The 18,539-nt window shown below is 37.7% G+C and carries 19 protein-coding genes; 4 read left to right on the top strand and 15 right to left on the bottom strand.

Going from position 1 to position 18,539, the window contains the following annotated elements; translation table 11 throughout:
• Window positions 1-114 precede the first annotated feature (114 nt).
• The 9 genes from PCY14_RS08555 to PCY14_RS08515 form a co-directional block, all read right to left on the bottom strand.
• Entirely contained in the window at window positions 115-1,242 is a 1,128-nt protein-coding gene (locus PCY14_RS08555; protein WP_164376414.1) for an FtsQ-type POTRA domain-containing protein, read from the bottom strand.
• A 9-nt stretch (window positions 1,243-1,251) separates the two neighbouring features.
• A complete protein-coding gene (locus tag PCY14_RS08550) occupies window positions 1,252-2,322 on the bottom strand; it encodes a UDP-N-acetylglucosamine--N-acetylmuramyl-(pentapeptide) pyrophosphoryl-undecaprenol N-acetylglucosamine transferase (RefSeq protein ID WP_008534279.1) in 1,071 nt (356 codons plus the stop codon).
• Window positions 2,323-2,325: 3 nt separating this feature from the next.
• A complete protein-coding gene (gene murD, locus PCY14_RS08545; protein ID WP_164376416.1) occupies window positions 2,326-3,678 on the bottom strand; it encodes a UDP-N-acetylmuramoyl-L-alanine--D-glutamate ligase in 1,353 nt (450 codons plus the stop codon).
• A gap of 129 nt (window positions 3,679-3,807) precedes the next feature.
• Window positions 3,808-4,077: a DUF3165 family protein gene (locus PCY14_RS08540; protein WP_002887635.1), complete on the bottom strand. Its 270-nt coding sequence runs from the start codon at window positions 4,075-4,077 to the stop codon at window positions 3,808-3,810.
• Window positions 4,078-4,096: 19 nt separating this feature from the next.
• Window positions 4,097-5,947 carry a translational GTPase TypA gene (gene typA, locus PCY14_RS08535; RefSeq protein WP_002887637.1) on the bottom strand — a complete coding sequence of 617 codons (1,851 nt, stop codon included), beginning with the start codon at window positions 5,945-5,947 and terminating at the stop codon, window positions 4,097-4,099.
• A gap of 141 nt (window positions 5,948-6,088) precedes the next feature.
• Window positions 6,089-7,057: an ROK family glucokinase gene (locus tag PCY14_RS08530; RefSeq protein WP_164376417.1), complete on the bottom strand. Its 969-nt coding sequence runs from the start codon at window positions 7,055-7,057 to the stop codon at window positions 6,089-6,091.
• Window positions 7,032-7,256, bottom strand: coding sequence for a YqgQ family protein (locus PCY14_RS08525; protein ID WP_008534273.1), 225 nt, complete (start codon window positions 7,254-7,256; stop codon window positions 7,032-7,034). Before PCY14_RS08525 ends, PCY14_RS08530 begins: the two co-directional genes overlap by 26 nt.
• A 108-nt stretch (window positions 7,257-7,364) precedes the next feature.
• Window positions 7,365-7,802, bottom strand: a complete 438-nt coding sequence (locus tag PCY14_RS08520) for a Fur family transcriptional regulator (protein WP_002887639.1) — start codon at window positions 7,800-7,802, stop codon at window positions 7,365-7,367.
• 88 nt (window positions 7,803-7,890) lie between these two features.
• Window positions 7,891-8,412, bottom strand: a complete 522-nt coding sequence (locus PCY14_RS08515) for a Dps family protein (protein WP_021152040.1) — start codon at window positions 8,410-8,412, stop codon at window positions 7,891-7,893.
• Between the two features lie 109 nt (window positions 8,413-8,521).
• Between PCY14_RS08515 and PCY14_RS08510 the strand changes: the two genes are divergently transcribed.
• Window positions 8,522-9,172 carry an A24 family peptidase gene (locus tag PCY14_RS08510; protein WP_164376418.1) on the top strand — a complete coding sequence of 217 codons (651 nt, stop codon included), beginning with the start codon at window positions 8,522-8,524 and terminating at the stop codon, window positions 9,170-9,172.
• 36 nt (window positions 9,173-9,208) lie between these two features.
• On the opposite strand, the gene PCY14_RS08505 is transcribed toward PCY14_RS08510, so the two are convergent.
• The 6 genes from PCY14_RS08505 to PCY14_RS08480 all read right to left on the bottom strand — a co-directional run bounded on the left by PCY14_RS08505 (window position 9,209) and on the right by PCY14_RS08480 (window position 16,394).
• Window positions 9,209-10,624 carry a serine hydrolase gene (locus PCY14_RS08505; protein WP_002887646.1) on the bottom strand — a complete coding sequence of 472 codons (1,416 nt, stop codon included), beginning with the start codon at window positions 10,622-10,624 and terminating at the stop codon, window positions 9,209-9,211.
• A 97-nt stretch (window positions 10,625-10,721) separates the two neighbouring features.
• Entirely contained in the window at window positions 10,722-11,327 is a 606-nt protein-coding gene (sodA, locus tag PCY14_RS08500; RefSeq protein WP_008534268.1) for a superoxide dismutase SodA, read from the bottom strand.
• A 94-nt stretch (window positions 11,328-11,421) separates the two neighbouring features.
• The gene (gene holA, locus PCY14_RS08495; RefSeq protein WP_164376440.1) at window positions 11,422-12,456 is read right to left on the bottom strand and encodes a DNA polymerase III subunit delta; all 1,035 of its coding nucleotides are present in this window, start codon (window positions 12,454-12,456) and stop codon (window positions 11,422-11,424) included.
• Window positions 12,457-12,532: 76 nt separating this feature from the next.
• On the bottom strand, window positions 12,533-15,355 hold the full coding sequence (ppc, locus tag PCY14_RS08490) for a phosphoenolpyruvate carboxylase (protein WP_295591938.1): 2,823 nt from the start codon (window positions 15,353-15,355) through the stop codon (window positions 12,533-12,535).
• Window positions 15,356-15,531: 176 nt separating this feature from the next.
• Window positions 15,532-15,924 carry a DUF4430 domain-containing protein gene (locus PCY14_RS08485; protein ID WP_008534264.1) on the bottom strand — a complete coding sequence of 131 codons (393 nt, stop codon included), beginning with the start codon at window positions 15,922-15,924 and terminating at the stop codon, window positions 15,532-15,534.
• Window positions 15,921-16,394 (bottom strand): hypothetical protein, encoded by a 474-nt coding sequence (locus PCY14_RS08480; protein WP_285955820.1) that lies wholly within the window; start codon window positions 16,392-16,394, stop codon window positions 15,921-15,923. Before PCY14_RS08480 ends, PCY14_RS08485 begins: the two co-directional genes overlap by 4 nt.
• Before the next feature lie 291 nt (window positions 16,395-16,685).
• Here PCY14_RS08480 and PCY14_RS08475 point away from each other — a divergent pair, with 291 nt between their 5' ends.
• The 3 genes from PCY14_RS08475 to PCY14_RS08465 all read left to right on the top strand — a co-directional run.
• A complete protein-coding gene (locus tag PCY14_RS08475) occupies window positions 16,686-17,414 on the top strand; it encodes a metal ABC transporter ATP-binding protein (protein WP_293930337.1) in 729 nt (242 codons plus the stop codon).
• A complete protein-coding gene (locus PCY14_RS08470) occupies window positions 17,404-18,243 on the top strand; it encodes a metal ABC transporter permease (RefSeq protein ID WP_037608790.1) in 840 nt (279 codons plus the stop codon). Before PCY14_RS08475 ends, PCY14_RS08470 begins: the two co-directional genes overlap by 11 nt.
• A gap of 20 nt (window positions 18,244-18,263) precedes the next feature.
• On the top strand, window positions 18,264-18,539 hold a 276-nt coding region (locus tag PCY14_RS08465), incomplete at its 3' end, for a zinc ABC transporter substrate-binding protein (protein ID WP_301363417.1).

Below are 18,539 nucleotides of genomic sequence, written 5' to 3'. Positions count from 1 at the left end.
TCAATCTTTCCATTCAATATCTTTGTAAACTGTATAAAAACAGAATTATTCGGATACTATTGTACCATAAAAAAACGTAAAATGTCAGCATTTTACGTTTTTTATTATTCAATATTAACCCTGAGCTAGGGAAGTTTGATGTGAGTTTTCTTGCCCTACTGCAGGAATACTTTCTCCTTGGTCACTTGAACTTTCGGTATTAGTATCCTCTCCAGAACTTTGTACAGACGATTCTGACTCTTGCCCTTCTTCAGAAGTAGCACTGGTTTCTTTACTATCAGTCTTGTCTTTATCTTTCTTTTTATCCTTATCGGATTTTTCAGATTTTGATGCTTCAACTTCCGGAGTCGTCGTATAAATACCAACTTCCATATCAACAATAGTCCCATCTGAAAGATGTTTTTTAATTTTTTGGTAATATGGTAACTTGGTTGTTAATTGAGATAGTGGGACACGGATGGTATTGCCATCATACAACTCAATAGTCAACAAATCTGAAGTTGCCTTGGTAGGCGTTAAATTAATAATCTGAATGTTATTTTTGATTTTAGCATCCAGTTGATTTAGCTCTTTTACAAGTTCTTCAATTTTCTTGTCATCATCTATTTTTAAAGTAATAAATTTATCTGGAAGATTTCCTGTTGAAACCGTTCCACCAGTTTTACCACTCTCGAGAATTGACATATAACCATTGCCAGTTTGACGATAAGCCACTATCGGGTATTCTTTTACTGCAATGTTAAATTGATTTGGAAAGTCATAGGTCACATTCGCTTTTTTAATCCAGACATTTGTTTTTTCAACAGTTCTCGCAACTTTGTTCTGATTTAAAAAGACATAACTAATATAATCTGTATCAAGAATACCACTTGCCACTTTCACATCTTCTGGCAAAGCATTTTTTGTTCCTGAGACAGTGATAATCTTTTGCTTAGACCAAGGCGAGATATAGAAGAGTGAAAACACAATTAAAATAGCAGCTGAGAAGACAATGAGACCAGCAAGATTTTGTTGTGCAATAGGAATGTTACTGCTTGATTTCAACTTATTCTTTTTTTTCTTCTTGGCCTTTTTTTTCTTTTTAACCTTCTTCTTTTCCGGTACCTTGTTTTCGATTGGAGTATTCTCTTTCTCTATACCTTCAGAATCTTCGCTCTCTTTTTTTCTTAAAAATTCCAAGTTTCGCTTCTGCCACTCCGTCAGAACTTGTTTTTCTTGTGAATTTTGTTCCTTTTTTGCCATGAAATTCCTTTATTTATTTGAAATACTAGTTACTAATAGGTGGTAAAAATCATCAGGAGATGTGATTTCCTCAGATTTTGCCATAGCTTCTTTGTAAGTCTTTGCATTTTCAACAAGTTGTTCTAGCTCATCATTCAAAGTTGCCCAACTTAAATCAGGTTCCTGTAATTGGCGGGCATAACCTTTTCGTTCAAAATAAGCAGCATTTTCAAGTTGATCTCCACGGCTAGCTTCTTTCCCCAAAGGAATGATTACATGCAGTTTTTTCATCGCCAATAATTCAAAAATGGTATTTGAACCACCCCGAGTTACTACTAAATCAGCCAAATCCATAAGAGGTTGGTACAAATCTGTTACATAATCAATTCGGTATAGATGAGGTTGTAAGGTATTTAATGAAGAATCACCAGAAATATTAATGACATTGTAGTGTTCAGTCAGTTGTGGAGTATTGCTAATAAAATCATTAAAAACCTTTGCACCAGCTGATCCACCGATAAAAAGAACGGTTTTCAAATTGGCATCAAACTGTTTCTTAATATTATCGAGGATATCTTTTTGTCCTGTTTGTGCCACACCAACCTTAGTAATAGCGCCAACATGTTTTGTCTTTGTCAAAGCTTTTGGTTGCTCAAAAGTCGTAAACATCGTAGTCGCAAACTTGTAGGCAATTTTATTGGCTAACCCCATAGAAAGATCAGACTCATGCACATAAACAGGAACTCCTAATAATTTAGAAGCAATCACTGGCGGTACAGAGACAAATCCGCCCTTAGAAAAAAGTGCTTGTGGCCGAATCTTTGCAATAATCGCAATAGATTGAAGGATTCCCCAACCAACTTTAAAAACGTCAAGCATGTTTTGCCATGAAAAATATCGACGTAACTTCCCTGTAGCAATACTGTGGAAGGTAACATCTAAACCAGATTTAGAGATTTGTTCATGTTCGATGCCATGCTTATCACCAATATAGTGAACCTCCCATCCATCTTTGATGAACTTTGGAATTAAGATAAGATTTAGGGTCACATGTCCAACTGTTCCACCACCGGTAAAAACAATCTTTTTCGATTTTGCCATAGCTTATCCCTTCAATTGCTCAACCGTTGCGATAAATTCATCACCACGCACTTCAAAATTCTTGTACATATCCCAGCTGGCGTTAGCAGGACTCAATAAAACAACATCTCCTGCATTGGCTTGATCAAAAGCAATACGTGTCGCATCAGCTACATCTTTAGCATCAAGATAAGATACACCTGCTTTCTCAGCGGCACGTTTGACACGAGGAGCGGATTCTCCCAAAATAATCATTTTCTTGACTCCTGTAATATCAGGAACGAGTTCATCAAATTCATTACCACGATCTAAACCACCAGCAATCAAAATGACTTTACTATTATCAAATCCAGAAAGTGCTTTTTGAGTCGCCAAAATGTTTGTTGACTTACTATCATTATAGAATTTCACGTCGTTAATGGTATCAACGAATTGAAGACGATGCTTAACTCCTCCAAAACTTGCTAAAGTTTCTTTGATAGCCTGGTTTGAAACACCTGACAGCTTAGAAACCGCAATTGTAGCCAAAGCATTTTCAACATTGTGACTACCAGGAACACCAATCTCATCGGCTTGCATAATCAACTCACCTTTATAGTAAAGACCCCCGTTTTCAAGATAGGCTCCATCTACTTTTTCCACAGTTGAGAATGGAACGACTTGTGCTTTCGTCTTAGTAGCCAACTCCTTAGCAAGATCTTGGTTAAAGTTCAAAATAATGAAATCATCTGAGGTCATTCGATTTTGAATATTCCATTTGGCTGCCACATATGCTTCAAAACTACCGTGATAATCAATATGTGTTGGCATCAAATTGGTAATAACCGCAATGTGGGGATGGAAACTGTTAATTCCCATCAATTGGAAAGAAGACAATTCCATAACTAAGGTGTCTTGAGCGGTCACTGATTGGGCAACTTCTGATGCAGGGAAGCCGATATTTCCTGACAAGACGCCAGACTTACCACCATGATTTAGGACATCAGCAATCATAGTTGTCGTTGTCGTCTTACCGTTTGAGCCAGTTATACCAATAATCGGTGCTTCTGACACTAGGTAAGCCAATTCAACTTCAGTCCAGACTGGAATTCCTTTTTCAAGTGCACGGGCTACCATTGGATTGTCGTAACGAATCCCAGGATTCTTGACCATTAGTTCAAAATTTTCATCCAAAAGCTCAAGAGGATGTCCACCACAAACAACCTTAATTCCTTCTTCAAGAAGAGCCTGAGCCGAAGGGTTTTCCTCAAAAGGTTTTCCGTCATTAACAGTGACGATAGCTCCCAACTTAGCCAAGAGACGAGCAGCTGCTTCACCAGATTTTGCCAAGCCAAGGACCAAAACTTTTTTATTTTCAAATTGTGTTATTGATTTCATAATTCGTCCATTCTCTCAAATTGTATCATAACCATTTTACCTTTTATCCCAACCTATTTCAAGAAGTTACCTCTTCTAAGTACAGAAAAAAGCCAACCTGAATGATTGACTTTTTAAGGTTCATGGTACTTAATTTTCTTTTTGTTCAGTTTTTTCATGATTTAGCTCTGACATGGAAAAGAAATCTTTTAAGGTAAAATAACTCAATACAAGCATTCCCACCGTGACAAAAAACTCACCAGGTAAACTAAAAAATTTGATGATTGATAACACTGCTAAAAGTAATAGCAATGCTGAGGTAACCATGACAAAGAGGAGATTCATGGTGTTTTTTACCGACTTGGGTGCAATAAAGAAATAAAATGACGAAATCAATATAGCAACAATCAGATAAAACATCCCTTCTCCTCCCTATAAATTATTCAGCTTCTGCTGCTTTCTTCTTACGTTTGTTAGCTTTATCACGCTCTGCTTTATTCAAAATTTGTTTACGCAAGCGGATAGATTCAGGTGTTACTTCCATGTACTCATCATCATCCAAGAATTCAAGGGATTCTTCAAGTGTCAAGATACGTGGAGTCTTGATTACGGCTGTTTGGTCCTTCGTAGCTGAACGAACATTTGTCATTTGTTTTGCTGTAGTGATATTAACACCAAGGTCATTTTCACGAGCATTTTCACCGACAATCATACCTTCATATACTTCTGTACCTGGGTTAACAAAGATTGTACCACGCTCTTCAATACGCATAATTGAATAAGTTGTCGCCTTACCTGTATCAATAGAAACAAGGGCACCACGGTGACGTCCACCGATTTCTCCCGCTACAACTGGCATGTATTGGTCAAAGGTATGGTTCATGATACCGTAACCACGTGTCATAGACAAGAATTCAGTAGAGAATCCGATAAGACCACGTGCTGGTACAAGGAAAATAATACGTGTTTGACCATTACCAACCATTTGCATATCAAGCATATCACCTTTACGTTCTGAAAGGGCTTGAATAATAGAACCTTGGTACTCTTCAGGAGTATCAATTTGAACACGTTCAAATGGTTCGCATTTTACACCATCAATTTCTTTAATGATTACCTCTGGACGAGATACTTGAAGTTCATATCCTTCACGACGCATTGTTTCAATAAGAATTGACAAGTGCAATTCACCACGACCTGAAACCGTCCATTTATCAGGTGAATCAGTCGGATCTACACGAAGAGAAACGTCCGTTTGCAATTCTGCCAAAAGACGTTCTTCAACCTTACGTGATGTTACGTGTTTACCTTCACGACCGGCAAATGGTGAGTTGTTGGCCAAGAAAGTCATTTGAAGAGTTGGTTCATCAATACGAAGTACTGGCAATGGTTCAACAGCATCTGTTGGTGTGATTGTTTCACCAACGAAGATGTCTTCCATACCTGAGATGGCAATCAAGTCACCAGCTTTAGCTTCATCAATTTCACGACGCTCCAAACCAAAGAAACCAAAAAGTTTCGTAACACGGAAGTTTTTAGTTGTTCCGTCAAGTTTTGAAAGAGTAACTTGGTCACCAACTTTTACAGTTCCACGGAAGACACGTCCAATACCAATACGTCCAACAAAGTCGTTGTAGTCAAGAAGTGACACTTGAAATTGAAGTGGCTCATCTGAGTTATCTACAGGAGCTGGGATGTGATCAATAATCGTGTCAAAGATTGGAGCCATAGTGTGCTCTTGATCAGCAGGATTATCTGACAATGATGATGTACCATTAATCGCTGATGCATATACAACTGGGAATTCCAACTGATCATCATCGGCGCCAAGTTCGATGAAGAGTTCTAGGACTTCATCAACAACTTCTTCAGGGCGAGCTGATGGTTTATCAATCTTGTTAACAACAACAATTGGTGTCAAATTTTGCTCAAGCGCTTTTTTCAACACAAAACGTGTTTGAGGCATAGTTCCTTCGTAGGCATCAACAACAAGGACAACCCCATCAACCATTTTCATGATACGTTCAACTTCTCCACCAAAGTCTGCGTGCCCCGGTGTGTCCATGATATTGATACGAGTACCTTTGTAAGCAACGGCTGTATTCTTAGCAAGGATAGTAATACCACGTTCTTTTTCAAGATCGTTAGAGTCCATTGCACGCTCATCAAGTTCCTTACGTTCATCAAGGGTATGTGATTGTTTCAACAATTCATCTACAAGTGTTGTTTTCCCGTGGTCAACGTGCGCAATAATGGCAACGTTACGGATGTCTTCTCTATATTTAGTCATTTTTTCCTCTTTAATTTTTATTTCAACTTTTCAAGTATACCACAATTTTAAGAAAATGGCAGAACCCAGACCAATTGTAAACGTTTTTCAATAAGAAAAAGGTGTAATAAGACCCCAGTTGGTCAGATACACCTTTTCGCATTATTTTTGAATTGTAAGAGCCAGACTTGCAGCTCCAATGATACCAGCATCATTACCAAGCTCAGCCAATTTCACTTTTGTTGTACGACGTACTTGTGGGAAAGCATAACGTACAAAATAGCTTTCTACTCTACTACGTAAGAATTCTCCAGCAGCTGAAACACCACCACCGATAACTACAGAATCAGGGTTAAGGATGTTTGAAATGTTTGCTGTGGCAAGTCCAAGGTATTCTGACACCTTGTCAACAATGCTATCTGCGAATTTATCTCCCTCAGCAGCAGCCATAAAGATATCTTTACTTGTTACTTGTTCACCATTATCTACAGCAGCCTTAATGGCTGAATCGCCTTCATATTCCTCGGCCATATGACGTGCCAAACGAACCACACCAGTTGCTGAGGCTACAGTTTCTAAACAACCATTATTGCCACATGTACATTCAAAACCTGTTTCAGGCTCAACGATAATATGACCGATTTCGCCACCGGCACCAGCAACACCATGAATCAAATTACCATCAGCGATAACACCGCCACCTACACCTGTTCCAAGTGTTACAAAAACAACATCTGGATTGTTGGCACCAGCACCAACCCATCGTTCACCTAAGGCAGCCACATTTGCATCATTATCAATAGCGAATGGAATACCTAATTCTTTTTCAATGACAGATCCAACTTCTTGAGTATCTGCCCAGTTTAGGTTGAAGGCACCTGTTACTGTTTTATTTTTACGGTCAACAGCACCTGGAGAGCCCATTCCAATTCCAATGAAGTCGTCTGCAGTGAGTCCGTACATTGTCAAACGGTGTTTCAAGGACTCAATAATATTTGGAACGATGTGACGTCCATCTTCAAGCGTATTTGTTTCAATAGCCCATTTTTCCTGAACGCTACCTTCTGCAGTCAAAATACCAAATTTGACAGTTGTTCCACCAAGGTCAATACCCAAGAGTTTTTTGCTCATTTTCTTTCTCCATTTCAATGCGATGCTCATGTCGTAAAATCATTTCAGCAGATAGATAATTGTCTTTATCAATTAAGCCATTCTGGTAAAGAGCCTCTAACTCAATTTTCATCATCTCAATATCATAAAGTCTTTTACCTAGATAAACTATTATGCCAAATTGCTTCAACAACTGTTGAACATCATATAAAGTTCTCATAGCAATATTTTAGCAAAAAGCTTCAGTCATGACAAGAGACTATTGAAAACCTTTACAAATTATCAATGCAAAATTTAAAACCCAAGCCGATAAGACTCAGGTTTTAATCTATTGGCAATTCGGGCAAATGCCATGGAAAATCATCTGTTCTCGAGTGATACGGAATCCTGTCTGCGATTCAACTTCTTCCTTGAAAGAAGGAATTGGCAAGTCTAAGTCAGTGATATGACCACATTTTTCACAAACAATATTCAAATGATCATGTCCCATAAAATCATAGTAGGTCGTATTATCATTGTTTACTTTAATTTCTGAGACGATTCCCTCTTCAACCAAAACTTTTAGATTGTTATAAACAGTCGCAAGACTCATACCTGGGTTGTCAGGGAGGAGATCATAATATATCACATCTGCACTAGGGTGCTGATCAGACATCATCAAATAACGGATAACAGCTTTGCGAGACTCCGTCAATCGAATTCCCTTCGCCTTTAACTGATTCAAGACATCTTCATAAACGCTTAAACTACGTCGATGTTGAGACATATCGTCCATCCCTTCTTCTAAAAGTATTTTGTTAATATTATACACTTTTAAAGGAACTCTTGACAATCATCTTAACTCAGAAAAATGCTTATTTCAAGCCAGGTTCTTTACCAAGTTCAGCAGTCAACATCCATACTGTTTTATCAATTTCTGACTTAGCTGCTGTAAAGATATCATTTGAAGGAGCATCTCCTTCTTCATCTGTAATATCCAAACCAACTTGGAACAAAACTGACAAGTATTTATATGTATCAACCAACAACTGGATTTGATCAGTCATTGATTTATCAAAAGTACCTGTAGTTTCTGTCAATCCTGAATTAGATGAAAACTCAACGAGTGTTGAAAATGGTTCCCCACCAATAGTAATCAAACGTTCGCTAATAACATCAAGATGACCGTTCAAGCTATCCATTAATTCATCCATTTTTGGATGAAGATAAAGGAAACCAGAACCACGCATATACCAGTGTACTTGGTGGACAATTGAAGCTGCCACAGACAAATCAGCAACTGCTTGATTCAAGACTGCTTTAGTTTTAGTGTTTGTTGATGCTGTAACATGATCATTAACTGTTTCAGTGATAGTTTCTTTAATTGTATGTACCATATTTTTTCTCCTTATTTAGAATTACTATTGTTTACGTCTTTATTTTAGAACATTTCTAAATAAGAGTCAAATATAATGATTTTTTTGACTCTTTTTCGAATACATAGGTATGTTAAGTATCATTTATTTTTTTCTAGGAGCTTCCTTAGGCTCATTCATTGGCTTGGTTTGTGACCGTTTCCCCGAAGAATCCATAGTGACTCCTAGTAGCCACTGCAGCTTTTGTAAGCACTCATTGCGATTTTTTGAGATGGTTCCTGTCTTCTCCCAACTTATTCTAAAATCTAGGTGTCGTTTTTGTCAAAAACCTATTCCTTATCGTTATCTCTTTATTGAACTGTTCTGCGGAGTAGTCTGTTTACTCTTTTTACACCACTTTCTAGATTTCGCTGAAGCCTACTTTATTATTTTCAGTCTCTTTCTAACACTCTTTGATTTAAAACATCAATCTTACCCACTTGTTATTTGGCTACTTGGAACTACGCCTCTCATTTTTTTGGGAAACTTTTACCTAACCTTTACTTTAGGACTCTCACTTGCTATCCTAGCTTATCTCAAACACCTAAATATCGGAGAAGGTGATTTTCTCTACTTGGCAAGCGCCTCACTCATTTTCCCATTTTCTCAAATACTACTGGCTATCGAAATAGCTTGTCTTTTGGGACTTATTTATTTCCTAGTCAGTAAAGACCTCAAGCAAAAAATCGCATTTGTACCTTTTCTGTTTGTAAGTATTTTATTTCTCACTTTCATCAAATAAAGCAAAAAAAGCCGATGATTTCGGCTTTTTGATTTATTAATTCATATTAACACGGTGCCACTCGTTAATCACATAACAGAGCATACCCAGTTGTTGAAGACCCCAACCACTAATTTCCGATGAGTCTTCAGTCGAACCACCGAGGTAACGTGTATAGATTGCTACCATGTAAGGTGTGTCTTCCATAACAATAGCATCAACGTTTAGTGCTTCACGGACATAACCTGGTTTTTGATAAATCGTTAAATCAGGAAGGTAGGTCTTATAGTACTCATTAGGGAATGATTCACCAATGTAATGGAGAATATCCTTGTAGTTGTCCTGATGTTTCCAAAGGTAATCCAAAACTTGAATGTAATAATCTGTTGTTGTCTTATTACCATGCATTTGGATAGTCTTAACATCACCTTTTGACTTACCATATTTATCAAGCATACCATAGAATTTCTCTATACCACCTAGGCGTTCTGCCAAAGCATAAGCTGGAGTATTTTCAGAGTATACAAGAGAATATTCTTGCATTTCTGGAATGGTCATTGAACCACCAAAGGCAGCAACATAATTATCATGCTCACCTTGATACTCATACTCAGTGTTCGTAATATCAAAACGTTCCGTTAAAGAAAGTTTACCTTTATTGACCTCATCCATGACAAGCATGTTTAATGGCAATTTGTAGGTAGAGCCTGCAGTCATTGGTTGAGTATCATTCATGGAATAATGCTCATTAGTTTTGGTATTCTTGTATGAGAAAGCAATTTGGCTAGCATCAATACCTTGATCAGCCAGATAAGCTTCGACCACTTGGTTCAAAGTCATATTGGCATAGTCATAAGTCAAACCATTGGCCGCCATCGTGTTAGCATCAGCATCCATAACAGCTTGTTTAGCTTCAGCTGACTTGTTGGTTGGTGTGACCTTTTCCTCTTTTTCCTTCTCATCTTTTTTAGCCACTTTTGAACTGGATCCAAAAATATTTCCAAAGTTACCTGAGTGACCAGCTTGCTTACCGCGCCCTGCTAGAGCAAGCATAGCAATAAACAAAAGAACCACCAAAGCACCTAGGAAAGCCAAAATAAGGTAAGCTTTTTTATCATCTCGAGATGACTTGGATTTTGACTTAGATCTAGATTTCTTAGAACGCTTGCTCCTTAATGCTAAAGGTTCAGTTTTTGGTTCCTTTTCCTTTTGTTCGTCTGATACGACTGTTTCCTTAGCAGGCTTCTTATCTACAGATTTTTTAGAAGACTTTTTATGTTCTTTTTTCGTTTCTTTCTTCTTGGACTTTTTGGCATCTTTTTTGACATCCTTCTTATCATCCTTGATATCATTTTTGCCATCTTTTTTGATATCGTTTTGAAGGTCTTGTTCTAGCGAATCTTTCTTCTTGTCTTTAGTTTTTCGGCGACTTCCACTATACTTTTTGCTTGAATGTTTTTTCTTTTTTTTCATAACAATAATAGTTTAAGCTATAATGCCCTAAAAAGCAAGGAGATTTTACAGCCCTATTACAAAAAAATCACCCTCAAGAATGAGGATGATTCTAGGCTTATTTAGCTGCTGCGTAAAGCTCAGCAACTTTATTCCAATTGATGATTTCAAAGAAGGCTTTGATGTAGTTTGGACGTACGTTACGGTAGTTTAGGTAGTAAGCGTGTTCCCAAACGTCAAGTGCCAAGATTGGTTTTTTACCGTCTGAGATTGGTGTATCTTGGTTGGCAGTTGAAACAACTTCAAGTTTACCTTCTGCGTTAACCACAAGCCATGCCCAACCTGAACCAAAACGAGTTGTTGCTGCTGCAGTAAAAGCTTCTTGGAAAGCTTCAAATGAACCAAAAGCTTCGTTAATAGCAGCTGCTACTTCTGCAGTTGGTTCTTGTTTTTCTGGTGATAAAAGTTCCCAGAAAAGTGCGTGATTAAGATGTCCACCACCATTGTTAATAAGTGCTTGACGGATATCTGCTGGAATTTTTTCGACATCAGCCAAAAGCGCTTCAAGGTCTTCACCAATTTCAGGGTGTTTTTCAAGCGCAGCGTTAGCGTTTGCTACATAAGTTGCGTGGTGTTTGTCGTGGTGAAGGGTCATTGTTTCAGCATCAATGTATGGTTCCAATGCATCATAAGCGTAAGGAAGGTCTGGAAGGATAATAGCCATATTAAGGGTCCTCATTTCATTTTTTCTTCATTTTACCCTAAAATGATAGAGCTTTCAAAAAATTTGCTTACTAAATCACGAAAAATCTCAAATATTAACGATGTGAGCCTATCTTCAGAAGTGCTAAATCAAACAAATACTCTTTATCGTAAGTACCAGTTTTAATCTGATAATCAGTCTCAATCAAACTCTTGATACTCGTCTTCAAAAATTCTATAGATAATGGACGACTGTCTCTAAGAGCATAGCGAATCTGATATGGATTAACTTTACGTCCTAGATAATCCGAAAGGCTTACGATAATTTGCTGTTCACTTTTACCTTGAGCAGATAGGAGTTTCACTTGTAAATAGGTGCGAAATTGTCCCAACATAACCGCTATTAACTTAATGTCATCCTCTCCCTGGAGGCGCAAATCATGAACCAGTTCACGTACCCCATTAATGTCACCTCGTAAAAGGAGTTGGGTCATGTCAAAGATATTATCCTGCAAGCTCTTTGGGATGGCTTCGGCAATATCCTTGGATGAGATATTTCCTTCCGCTTTGTAGCCCTTTAAAAAGGCCATGTTTTTTTGAACATCTGAAAAGTCAAAATTTGACTTGATTAAGAGCTCCTCAAAAACACCTGTATCAAAAATAAGTCCCTCTTGATGCGCTTTTTTTTGAAAATACGTTTTAAGTTCCGCATCCTTTAGAGGACTGGTTTCAAGTACCAAGGCATCACGCTTTAATAGTTTTACTAAGCGACGCTTACCATCAAGTTTACCCGATGCCATTAAAACAAGTCGAGTCGTTTCCACAGGCGACTGAAGGTAACGTTCAAGCCGTTTTAGCTCCTTATCATCCAGATAGGATTTTTTCGCTGTGGTCATATCTGCGAAATGATCAAAAATGACCACCTTCTCATCCGCAAAAAAAGGCATACTTTCTAAATCCAGTTCAGCCTCCTGATAGGTCGTCTCAGACATATCAAAATAGGAATAGGTCAAGTCACTGGGATCAAAACCGATTTGTTTTAAAAATGTTTCTTTAGCTTGACTATACTGCCCCAAATCTTCACCAGCTAAGACTGTTAACGTTGGTAGGGATTCTTTAGACAGCTTTTCAATGGTTTCCATAGCAATCATGGTTTTATTATAACAGAAATTTTGCCATAACAAAAAGCCCACCACAATAGTGATGAGCAATAGTTTGTCTGTTTGATTAACCTGAGTTACGAAGTCCTGTTGCAATACCATTAATAGAAATATGGATAAGACTAATTTCGTCATCAGTCAAATCATTGTTACGAAGACGTTTAATCAGTTCAATTTGGATGTAGTTCAAAACGTTGAAGTATGGCAAGCGGAAGTCTAGACTTGCTTTAAGTGATGGGCTTTCATCAAGGAAACCATCATGTTTTTCAATAGCAAGAATAACATTCTTAGTCAATTGCCATTCATCCAAGATAATATCGAAGACACTACGGACTTCTTCATCTTTCGCCAATTGTGCATAGTGGAAGGCAATATTCATATCTGATTTTGAAAGTACCATGTCAACATTCGACAAGAGTGAACGGAAGAATGGCCATGTTTCAAACATATGTTGAAGTTTTTCAAGGTTACCTTCTTCAGCTTGAATATAATGATTGAAGGCTGAACCAACCCCATACCAACCTGGGAACATGATACGGTTTTGTGACCATGAGAATACCCAAGGGATGGCACGAAGACCAGAAATTTCAGTGATAGTCTTACGAGCAGCTGGACGAGAACCAATATTCAAACTTGACACTTCTTTGATAGGACTAGCTTCAAAGAAGTAATCGTAGAAATGTTCATTTCCAAAGACAAGGTCACGATAAATAACATTTGAATCGTGAACAATTCCGTCCATAACCTCACGGAAATCAACCAATTCTTCTGGATCGGCAATTTGACGTGTCACCATACGGTCAAGAGCAGCTGAAACAAGCATTTCAAGATTGTAATAAGCAGCATCCTTGTTACCATATTTATTACCGATAACCTCACCTTGTTCAGTCAAGCGGATACGGTCTTTGATTGTACCAAATGGTTGAGAAGTAATGGCATCATATGATGGGCCACCACCACGACCAACAGTACCACCACGACCATGGAAGAAGGTAATCTTAATACCACGCTCTTCCCCAATCTTAGTCAATTCATTTTGAGCCTTGTAGAGGGTCCAACCAGATGACAAGTAACCACCATCTTTGTTAGAGTCTGAGTAACCCAACATGATTTCTTGGTAATTGTTACTATTTTTAATCCAACGTTTAACAATATCATAACCAAGATATTGTTTCATAATATCGTTAGAATTTTCCAAGTCTTCGATAGTTTCAAAGAGAGGAACGATTTGGACACGTGCACGTTCTGTATCAACCAAACCAACTTCTTTAAGCAAGATAGCCAATTCAAACATATCAGATACACTTTCAGTATGAGAAATGATATGTTGTTTGATCACATCTTCACCAATATGGTCTTTCAAAAGACGAGCTGTGCGGAAGATAGACAATTCTTTTTCAAGGATTTCAGACTTAGGCACATTAGTTGATGACAAAGTACGAGGATCTTCTTGCAATTCCTTAAGAAGAACGGCAACTTTTTCAACCTCAGTCAACTCACTATAGTTATCAACAATGTTTGCTGACTTAAGCAACTCAGCAACACAAGTTTCGTGAACACTTGAGTCTTGACGCATATCAATTGTAGCCAAATAGAAACCAAAGACTTCCACTGCTTGAAGAAGCTCTTCGAAATCACCTGAAATCAAGACAGCATCGTCATTTTCAAGAAGTGAATTTTTAATTGCCAAAAGGTCATCATGGAAAGCTTCAGCTGTTTCATAAAATTCAGTCGTTTGTTGAGAGACAGCTTGAAGACTTTGGCTGAGACGTTGTTGCACGTAATCAGCTACAACTTCACCAGTTGAGACTGAACCGAGGCTAACCTTTTCAGAAAGACGTTTAGAAACTCTTTCCTTGTTAAAGTTACCTTCTTTGAAGAAAAGAAGCGTTTGAATCAGTTTAGATTGAATGTAACTGAAAGCACGACGATAAGGTTCATTTTCACGATAAACTGATGTATCTGGAGAATGTTTCGCCATTTCTGCTACTGTTTCTGAAACTTCAGTCAAACGTGATGAGAGTGAGAACGAACGGTAAAGGTTATCAACTTTTTCAATATAATAATTGAGGATAACTTCACTTTGAACCGTTGCAGAAAGTTTGAGGGTTTCTGCTGTTACAAATGGGTTCCCATCACGGTCACCACCAATCCACATCCCCATTGTAATAGGTGTTGGATTATCAAGTTCAATTCCTTTTTCAACAGCTAAACGTTTGAATTCGTGCGATAGGTTTGTAATCGCCTTAATCAATGAGGAGTTGTAATACTCCATAACGTTAGTGATTTCGTTTTTAACCTTAAGTTTCTTTTCACGAATGATATCAGTTTGCATCATGATTTCCACATAACGACGCAAATCCGCATACCATTTATCCTTGTTAATAAGACCAGCCTTCACATCACGATGCTTACGGAGAAGTTCGTGAATATGGTTAGTCAATTCAAGCATTGTTTTACGTTGAACCTGAGTTGGGTGAGCTGTCAATACTGGCACGACATTAACATGTTCAAGAATGTCACGCGCATTGTCACTTTCAGCGACAACATCAAAAGTCTCAGACAACTTACCAAGGTAGGTTTCGTCAATATTATTTTTGTGGTTAACTTCATAAGCCAAGTCAACGTCCTCAGAGATGTTAATCAAAAGAGGCAACAAAGAGAAATAGCGTGATGCCACGACCATATCGTCATTTGTCATTTTTGAAATGGCTTGTGTAAGGGCCACATAGTCACCTTCATCATAAAGTTCAACCAAATGTCGGATAGTTGTGAGGCCTTGCTCTCCAGCCATGCCTCTTGTTGCATCATCCAACAATTCTTTCAAGATACCAACTTCTTCAGAGATGATTTCCTGGTTGTTACTGCTTTCCAATTTGTTAAAAGCCAAACCGTATTCTCCTTACTTTATGTAGTACCCTTTTATCATATCACTTTTAAAACAAAAGTAAACTATTTTTTCTGTAAATCGTCAGTTCTTTGGGAATCTTCGGACTTTTTTGAAAAACATCTTGCTCCTATTTCCGAACTTTATTAAAAAAAGACTCTGAAACAGAGCCCAGAATCTTAATTATATTTCTCTTGGTAGAATTTGATTTCATCACCGTTTTCAACTTTAAGTTGATTAGCGGCTTTCTCACCTAACTTGCCATTGACATCAAACATCCAATAGATGCCCTTGTCTTTATCTTGAGAAATACCGTCAATCTCAGTAATAAAACCATCATTTTCTTGGACTGGATAAACTTCTTCCAAGACATCAAGAACAGTATCACCTTTTTGGATATTTACTGCTTTCTTCTTACTTTCTTTTTCTGTTTTCAAAATCAAGGTTACCTTGCCTTGACTCTGAGACTGCTGGCTACTTGTTCTTGTGAGCTTAGCTGCTTCGCTTTTACCACATGCAACTAAGGTGACAAGAGAAAGGGCAAGAACAATATATGACAATATTTTTTTCATTTTACAAACCTCCTAAAAATAGACTGGATAAATGGATAGAATAACAGTGTTGATACTGCATGGTAAGTGTCATAAAGTAAGCCTGAGATAACGAAGGTCAAGCCACTCTTGAACAGAAGACCATAACCATAATCCATTAAAACACCATAGAGAAAGGACAAAATGGTTACCAAAACAATCTGCCAAACTAATGATAACCGAGGGGCAATCAAACTCCAAAGAGCCATCAACACTCCAAAAGTCAAAATCTGATTAAAAACCCAAGGGCCAAAGCCATATAGAAAGCCTGAGATAGCCATGGTTAGAGCCATAATGAGTAGGCCATCCACCAAACCTAAATAGAGCACAGCGACAAAAAACATAGCTGTTATAGGCTGAATATTGGGAAGCCCTATAAAAGCTGACCGTAATCCAATGGCCAGTGCTGTTAGAATGGCAATACGTGTCATTCGTTGAATTGTAAATTCCATACCTCTATTATGCCAAAAATATGGAAAGATGACTAGTTTTCGAAAATAAAAATTAAATGATTTCTTGAAAAAAAGAATGAAATAGTACAAATTGTGGAAAATGCTGTTCTTTTTTACCTCCTCAAAAGTATCAGACAGTCTGACCGATTAGAATAGTTGATATAAAAATGTACTCTCATTCACTACCCTAAGATGATTAAATTAACACGATTTAGTTAACCAGATTTAATTTATTATATTCACTTGACTTAATTTTTATTTTAAGATATATTAATTAACAGGAGGCAACTAATGATTCAAATTGAAAATATTAATGTGTCTTACCAACAGACATTAGCTCTAGATAATATCACCTTAAACCTAGACGGACCAAGTATCACTGGGATTATTGGACCTAATGGTGCTGGCAAATCAACCCTAATTAAAGCACTTATTGGTATTATCCCTCACTCTGGGCAATTCCTATTCAACAAACAGCCTATTCGTCAGCAATTGAATCATCTTTCCTATGTTGCACAAAAGGCGGAGATTGATTTTAACTTTCCAATTACTGTCAGAGAGTGCGTCTCTCTAGGCCTCTATTCTAAAACCAAGTTCTTTAAACGTCTATCTAAAAGAGATTGGTCTAAGGTCACAAAAGCTTTAGCTCTACTCGGTTTAAATGATCTGGCTCATCGCCAGATAAGCCAATTATCAGGTGGCCAATTTCAACGGGTTCTGATCGCTCGTTGTCTTCTACAAGAGGCAGATATCCTCCTATTGGATGAGCCCTTCGTTGGGATTGATTCCGTTAGTGAAGATATTATCATGAACACCTTGAGAGAACTTAGGAAACAAGGCAAGCTTATTCTCATCGTTCACCATGATTTGAGCAAGGTCCCTCATTATTTTGACCAAGTCATCCTTCTCAATCGTAAATTGATTGCTAGCGGGCCTACTAATCTTGTTTTTAATGAGGCTAATCTCCGTAAAACCTACGGAAACAGTTTATTTTATAAAGGAGATTCAAATGTTTTCTGAATTTATTGATGGTTTGCTTAATTTCCACTTCTTGCAGAACGCCCTTATAACGGCTTTAGTTGTTGGAATTGTCGGGGGGGCTGTTGGTTGTTTTATTATTCTAAGAGGCATGTCACTTATGGGTGATGCGATTTCACATGCGGTTTTACCTGGAGTAGCCATTTCCTTTATCTTAGGTATTAATTTTTTCATAGGAGCTATCGTCTTTGGTCTTTTAGCTTCTACTATAATTACCTATATCAAAAGCAATTCCATTATTAAGAGTGACACAGCAATCGGTATTACCTTTTCGAGCTTTCTAGCTCTTGGTATTATTCTCATAGGTATCGCAAATAGTTCCACAGATCTCTTTCATATTCTCTTTGGAAATATTCTGGCTGTACAAGACTTGGATATGTGGATAACGATTGCCGTTGCCCTTCTCGTACTAACAACTATAACAATTTTCTTTCGCCCTCTACTCCTGACATCCTTTGACCCAATCTTAGCTAAGTCTATTGGAGTTAAAGTCACTTTCTACCATTACTTACTTATGGTTATTCTAACCTTGGTTGCTGTAACTGCTATGCAAAGTGTTGGCACTATTCTTATTGTAGCTCTTTTAATCACACCGGCTGCCACCGCCTATCTATATGCTAATAGCCTTAAAACCATGATTCTCCTCTCATCAGGTTTTGGGGCCCTAGCATCTGTTCTAGGTCTTTTTATCGGCTATAGTTTTAACATTGCGGCCGGTTCAAGTATTGTACTAACATCTGCCCTTCTCTTTCTCATCAGCTTTTTCATCGTCCCTAAACAAAGTGGCATGAATAAGACTTATCAACAATAAAATAACAGGATGGAAATATTATGAAAAAAATACTATCAACAATGGCACTATTACTTTTAGCGGTAGTTGCTTTAGCAGCATGTAGCAATAAACAAGGCAGTAGCAATGATAAATTACGAGTCGTTACAACTAATTCCATTATTGCCGATATCACCAAAAACATTGCTGAAGATAAAATCACTCTCCACAGTATTGTCCCGGTTGGTAAGGACCCTCACGAATACGAACCTCTTCCTGATGATGTAAAGAAAACATCACAAGCTGACTTGATTTTTTATAACGGTATCAATTTAGAA

It is taken from the genome of Streptococcus sp. SV2 (assembly GCF_030440175.1).
GTDB classification, from domain to species: domain Bacteria; phylum Bacillota; class Bacilli; order Lactobacillales; family Streptococcaceae; genus Streptococcus; species Streptococcus raffinosi.
Note: the sequence above shows the minus strand (reverse complement) of the source record. Positions and strands in the feature narration are given on the sequence as shown.